This is a genomic window from Bradyrhizobium genomosp. I (2014) (assembly GCF_000261685.1).
Classification (GTDB): Bacteria; Pseudomonadota; Alphaproteobacteria; order Rhizobiales; family Xanthobacteraceae; genus Bradyrhizobium.
In genome coordinates, this window is record NZ_AJQE01000160.1 from 1 (window position 1) to 5805 (window position 5805).

A 5805-nucleotide genomic window follows, 5' to 3' on the forward strand; every position below is an offset into this window, starting at 1 on the left:
AGTTCGGCTGTACCTCCATGCGGCCGGCGTACCGGCTCGCATTCAGCAGGCGATGCACCTTCGGTAGATTGTAGCAGGGCACGTAGAACAAGAGATGATGCTCGAGGTGATAGTTCACGTAGTACGGCGCGATGAACAGGCGCTCGAGAAAATTGGCATGCGTGGTGCGGGTGTTGCGCAGGGGATCGCTGCTATCGGGAACGACGGCATGCTCTGCAATGTTGCGAATGCGGGTGATGACCATCATCCAGGTCAACAGAGGCACCAGCCATAGCAACGGATAGGCCCACCACACGCCGGCCGCAGCGAGCGCCGCAAACATGATCGCGTTCACGACACATTGCGGGCCAAGCTTCTCCCGGAAATGCGCCGCACGCTGCCGCCACGGCCAGTCCCTTGGCCCAAGCGCGTTGAGCAATTGCGCCTTGCGCTGCTGGTAGCCGGTCTGTCCGGTGATGTCGCGAATGAACTTGCGGCGATAGCTCAGCCTGGTGATCGGAAACGGGGCCGACAGCACGAGATCGGGATCGTCCTCCTGCTGGGTGCGCGCATGATGCTGCAGGTGATAGCGCCGGTAGCTGCGTGTCTCGGCAAACAGCGGATAGGCGCAGAACCACTGGCTCAGCGCCAGATTGGTTTTCTCGTCGGCGGACAGGCAGCCATGCGCACCGTCATGCATCAGAATCGCAAGGCCGAGCTGGCGCGAGCCGATGATGGTGACAGCGAGAACGTAGGTGACCGGATTGGGCCACCACGCGACCAGAGCGACGGCGGCAATGATCAGCGTCCAGGCATGCGCGATCAGCGCGACGCCTTTCCAGGTCACGCGCTGGCGCACGTCGGCAAGCTGGTCGTCGGTCAGGAAATCGCGGGCACGCAGGCGAAGCGCGGTCATGGCCTAACCCTCTCCATTCGAATTGCTGGATGCGCCGGCCTCCTCGACGAGACGCAGGCGTCCCGTGTCGCCGGTGGATTTCGCCTGCTCGCCCAGCACGCGCAGCATCTCGGCGCAGAGCTCCTCGGGCGAACGGCCCATGGCGTAGCCTTCGAGAATGACGCCGATGGCGACGGCCCAGAAGCGCCGCGAGCTTTCGTCGGGCGCGCGCAGGGAACGCCAACCGTGCCGCTCGACCTGGCTCGCATAGGCACGCGCGCCTTCGCCGTGCAGGCGCTCGATGGTACGCTCGACCAGCGGTGCGAGATCCTGGCGACGGCGCGTCAATGTCAGCGCTTCCGCGAAGAAGGCGACCGAATCGCTCGCCGTGACCGTCTCGGCCAGCGCGCGGGTGTAGTCCCGGGGCGTGCGCGCCTTCAGCGCCGCCTGCTCGGTGGCGCGCGCCAGATACAGGAGATCCCGGCAGGCGCATTCGACAAACAGCGCCTCCTTGGTGCGGAAGTAATAGGTGATCTGGCTGGGGAACGCGTCCGCGGCGGCCGCGATGTCGGTGATCGCCGTGCCGGACAGCCCCCGCTCCCGAAATAGCGGGCTCGCAGCATCCAGGAGCAGCGACCGCATCTTGCGGCCGGCCGAGCGCGTCGCGCGCGCGGCGTGCTTGGGGTCGCCTGCCGCCTCAAGCGGCGCATCGGCCGACGTTTCCGCCATGGAGGTCCTCTCGGTTGACTTATTTGTATGGCATACAAACAAATAGATCAAGCTGGATGTGGTATGGGAGGACGGGTCCGGCCTCGCCGCGACGGGAGGACTCGGCTCAAAAATGCCCCTCAAACCTTGCAAAGCCGGTCAAAATCCGTATAAGGCGCGCATCCGCAGACCCCGGCCGGGAGCTGAACGGACGGTCTCAGCAAATCATTCGTGATTTTGGTGTGGCAGGGCCAGTCGGCCCGTCGTCCCGTGTTTCCGCCTTCTGAGCTTGATCCCAGAGTCCTTTCCGAAGGCCTCTTAAGGGCTTGACGCCGGGCGATGCGCCAACATGAGGAAAGGACCACCATGGCTCTTTATGAGCATGTCTTTCTCGCGCGCCAGGACGCGAGCCCGCAGCAGGTCGAAGAGCTGACTGCGCAGATGACCGGCATCGTCGAAGGCCTCGGCGGCAAGGTCACCAAGACCGAGAACTGGGGCGTGCGCTCCCTCACCTACCGCATGAACAAGAACCGCAAGGCGCACTTCGTGCTGCTCAACATCGACGCGCCGTCCGCGGCGATCGCCGAGATCGAGCGCCAGGAGCGCATCAGCGAAGACGTGATCCGCTATCTCAGCGTCCGCGTCGAGGAGCTCGAGGAAGGCCCGTCCGCGATGATGCGCAAGGCCGATCGCGATCGCGAGCGTGACGATCGTGGCGGCGGCTTCCGCGGCGAGCGCGAAGGCGGCTTCCGTGGCGACCGCGAGGGCGGTTTCCGCGGCGATCGCGGTCCGCGCCGTCCGCGCGACGAAGCTGAAACCACGACGGATGGGGAGTAAGACCAATGGCTGAAGCTGGTGCACGTCGCCCGTTCTTCCGTCGCCGCAAGAGCTGCCCGTTCACGGGCGCCAATGCGCCGAAGATCGACTACAAGGACTCCAAGCTGCTGATGCGCTACGTCTCCGAGCGCGGCAAGATCGTGCCGAGCCGCATCACGGCGGTGTCCGCGAAGAAGCAGCGTGAGCTCGCCCGCGCCATCAAGCGCGCGCGCTTCCTGGGCCTGTTGCCCTACGTCATTCGCTGAGACGACCAATTCGACCGGCGGCCGTTGAGCCGCCGGTCGTAACTGATCTGAACTCGACTTATCTGAACTCATAAGGCTTCCGGGTCGTCCGGTTGCCGATGGTTGGGGCAAACGACGCCTCTAACCGCTCGAAGGGAGCGGGACAGCTGATGATGGCCTTTGCACTGATTGCCCTGATCGCCGGCGCCGCGTCGGCCCTGATGTTCGCCTCGATCATCTCGGGCGCGCTGATCTCGCTCGTCCTGTTCTATCTCGCACCGCTGCCGCTGATGGTCGCCGCGATCGGCTGGGGACCGCTTTGCGCAAGCCTCGGCGGCATTGCCGCCGCGATCGGCCTCGGCGCCCTGTTCGGCCTGCCCTACTGCATCGCCTTCGCCGTCACCGTCGCATTGCCGGCCTGGTGGCTCGGCCATCTCGTCCTGCTCGGCCGCCAGGTGGGAGGTGTCGCGCCAAACGCCACCGCTGCCGAACCGGCGGCCGAGCCCGAGATCGAGTGGTATCCGGTCGGCCGCATCCTGCTCTGGATCGCAGGCTTCGCCACGCTGACCACGGTCGCCGCCCTGCTCACGCTCGGCGCCGACGCCGAGACCATCACCGGCACGCTGCGGCGCGGCCTGCTGCGCCTTCTCCGCACCACCGACCCGCAAACCTCGGGCGAGGCCAGCCAGTTCGTCGACGCGCTGGTGCGCATCGCACCGGCCGCCGCCACCATCATCGCGATGATGACGCTGACTCTCAACCTCTGGCTCAGCGCCAAGGTGACCGCGACGTCCGGTCGGCTGCGCCGTCCCTGGCCGGACCTGATGACGGCCGCGCTGCCGCCGATGACGCTGGTGGCGCTGTGCATCGCCCTCGCCTTCAGCTTCACCGGCGGGCTGCTCGCCATCGTCGCGCAGATCGCCACGGCCGCGCTGATGATGGCCTATGCGCTGACCGGTTTCGCCGTGCTGCATACGCTGACGCTCGCCCTTAAGAGCCGCACGTTCTGGCTCGGCTCGACCTATGTCGTCGTCGTCGTGTTCGGATGGCCCGTGATCGCGATGGTGATCCTCGGCCTTGCCGATGCCGTGTTCGGCTTCCGCGAGCGCTTCCTGCGCAGCCGGCAGCCGCCGCCACTGCCAACCCCTTGAGCTAAACCCCGAAACCTACAGAGCACTTCAAAAGGAGAATGAATATGGAAGTCATTTTGCTGGAACGCGTCAACAAGCTCGGCCAGATGGGCGAAGTCGTGAAGGTTCGCGACGGCTACGCCCGCAATTTCCTGCTCAAGCGCGGCAAGGCGCTGCGCGCCACCGCCGACAACCGGGCCAGGTATGACGGCATGAAGGCCGAGCTCGAAGCCCGCAATCTCAAGGCCAAGGGCGAAGCGTCCAAGGTCGCCGAGAAGATCGAGGGCAAGAACATCATCGTGATCCGCCAGGCCTCCGAAGCCGGCCAGCTGTTCGGCTCGGTCACGGTGCGCGACATCGTCGCCGCCTTCGAGACCGACGGCGTCCATCTCGACCGCCCGCAGGTGCAGCTCGACGCGCCGATCAAGACCATCGGCAAGCACACGGTCACCGTTGCCGTTCACCCCGAGGTCGAGGTCGAGATCACCGTGACGGTCGCGCGCAGCCAGGACGAGGCGGAGCGCATCAACCGCGGCGAGGACATCTCGACCCGCAACGAAGACCGCGATGCGGCAGCCGAGGCGATCGCCGCCGCCGGCGAGTTCTTCGATCCGGAAGCCGAGCACGACGAGGTCGAGCCGGCCCCGGCTGCGGAAGAAAAGTAAGCAGATCAACTCGTCATTCCGGGGCGGTCCGCAGGACCGAACCCGGAATCTCGAGATTCCGGGTCTGGCGCTCGCGCGCCATCCCGGAATGACGAAGGCCATAAAAAGCCCGGTCGCCTCAGGCGGCCGGGCTTTTCGTTTTCGCGGCGACGTCCTCGCTCGACATCGCGATCGAGGCCAGCGCCGTTGCCGTATGCTTCTCGACACCGTCGCTGACGCAGAACACGTCGGCCGCGACCACGGAGACCTGACGGCCCGGCCTGATCACCCGGGCACGGCAGATCAGCTTTTCGCCGACCGCGGGCGACAGCAGATTGAGCTTGTATTCAGCCGTCAGCGCCGGCTGGCCGCGCGAGGCGGCGGCGGCGATCGTCGTGGCGTTATCGACCAGGAAGGCGGTCACGCCGCCATGGAAGAAGCCGTGCTGCTGCAGCAGCTCCGGACGGCGCTCCACCGCGATGGTGCAGGTGCCGCGCGACAATTCGGACAGCTCGGCGCCCACGAGGTTCATAAAACCCTGCCGGCCGACATTGGCGTGGATGCGCTCTGCAATTGGCGCGAATTCCGGATCAGCTTCGGCCCGCATGCAGTCTCTCCCTATTTGTTGATGCGATCGAGTGGCCTCAGCGCACGAATGGCGCAGGCGATCAGCGTGTCGGCCTCAACGCGCGGATCGGCGCGGTCGCGCCCCGACAGGAAGGCGCGGCAGAAGATCTGCGCCGGACCGATCAGCTGGCTGACGAACATCGCCGGCGTCATCGGCAGAAGCTCGCCGCCTGCAACCAGCGGCGCGCGCCAGCGCTCGATGCCTTCGGCAAGCCGCGCATTCTGCGCGCGCTGGGCGTCTCGCACGTCCTCGCCCCATTCGCTGCGCGAGATCTCGAAGAGATAGCGCGCCTCGCGCCGGCTGGTCACGACCCAGTCGAGATGCGCCCGGATCAGGCGATCGATGCCCTGCTCCGCGTCGGGGACGGGATCAAGCGCGGCCAGCACGGCGGCGTGATAGTGCCGCAAGACCTCCAGAAACAGCGCACCGGCGAGCTCCTTCTTCGAGCCGAAGACGTGAAAGAAGCTGCCATTGGAGGCGCGCGCCCGGGTGCGGATCGCGGCTACCGTCGCGGCTTCGAAGCCGACGCGGTCGAACACCATCAACCCGGCCGCCAACAGATCGTCTCGCACGCTCGCCGCCATCGACGCCTCCTAGAGCATTACTCTAGAGTAATACTCTAGATTTGGTCAATACGATAGGGAGGCCGCGGTGAGCGGCCTCCCTGTGTCGACCCGGAGAACGTAACGGATTTAACGCGAGATCGGCGGTGCCGGCGGACCGCCCGCTGGCGCCGCGGACGGAGCGGCAGGCGCGGGCC

8 protein-coding genes are annotated in these 5805 nt (G+C 66.1%); 4 read left to right on the forward strand and 4 right to left on the reverse strand.

The window, feature by feature from the left end:
• Positions 1 to 895, reverse strand: an 895-nt coding sequence (locus IC50_RS15130; RefSeq protein WP_035705885.1) for a fatty acid desaturase family protein, incomplete at its 3' end; no start/stop codon positions are given.
• A 3-nt stretch (positions 896 to 898) separates the two neighbouring features.
• On the reverse strand, positions 899 to 1603 hold the full coding sequence (locus tag IC50_RS15135) for a TetR/AcrR family transcriptional regulator C-terminal domain-containing protein (RefSeq protein ID WP_035705888.1): 705 nt from the start codon (positions 1601 to 1603) through the stop codon (positions 899 to 901).
• Positions 1604 to 1948: 345 nt separating this feature from the next.
• On the opposite strand from IC50_RS15135, the gene rpsF reads away from it, so the two are divergent.
• The 4 genes from rpsF to rplI all read left to right on the forward strand — a co-directional run bounded on the left by rpsF (position 1949) and on the right by rplI (position 4438).
• Positions 1949 to 2419: a 30S ribosomal protein S6 gene (rpsF, locus tag IC50_RS15140; protein ID WP_035705891.1), complete on the forward strand. Its 471-nt coding sequence runs from the start codon at positions 1949 to 1951 to the stop codon at positions 2417 to 2419.
• 5 nt (positions 2420 to 2424) lie between these two features.
• Positions 2425 to 2664 carry a 30S ribosomal protein S18 gene (rpsR, locus tag IC50_RS15145; protein ID WP_007592020.1) on the forward strand — a complete coding sequence of 80 codons (240 nt, stop codon included), beginning with the start codon at positions 2425 to 2427 and terminating at the stop codon, positions 2662 to 2664.
• A 149-nt stretch (positions 2665 to 2813) separates the two neighbouring features.
• Entirely contained in the window at positions 2814 to 3794 is a 981-nt protein-coding gene (locus IC50_RS15150; protein ID WP_035705893.1) for a DUF2232 domain-containing protein, read from the forward strand.
• A 44-nt stretch (positions 3795 to 3838) separates the two neighbouring features.
• On the forward strand, positions 3839 to 4438 hold the full coding sequence (gene rplI, locus IC50_RS15155) for a 50S ribosomal protein L9 (protein WP_035705895.1): 600 nt from the start codon (positions 3839 to 3841) through the stop codon (positions 4436 to 4438).
• A gap of 118 nt (positions 4439 to 4556) precedes the next feature.
• On the opposite strand, the gene IC50_RS15160 is transcribed toward rplI, so the two are convergent.
• Both IC50_RS15160 and IC50_RS15165 read right to left on the reverse strand, forming a co-directional pair.
• On the reverse strand, positions 4557 to 5024 hold the full coding sequence (locus IC50_RS15160; RefSeq protein WP_035705898.1) for a PaaI family thioesterase: 468 nt from the start codon (positions 5022 to 5024) through the stop codon (positions 4557 to 4559).
• A gap of 11 nt (positions 5025 to 5035) precedes the next feature.
• Entirely contained in the window at positions 5036 to 5629 is a 594-nt protein-coding gene (locus tag IC50_RS15165) for a TetR/AcrR family transcriptional regulator (protein ID WP_035705902.1), read from the reverse strand.
• Between the last annotated feature and the right edge of the window lie 176 nt (positions 5630 to 5805).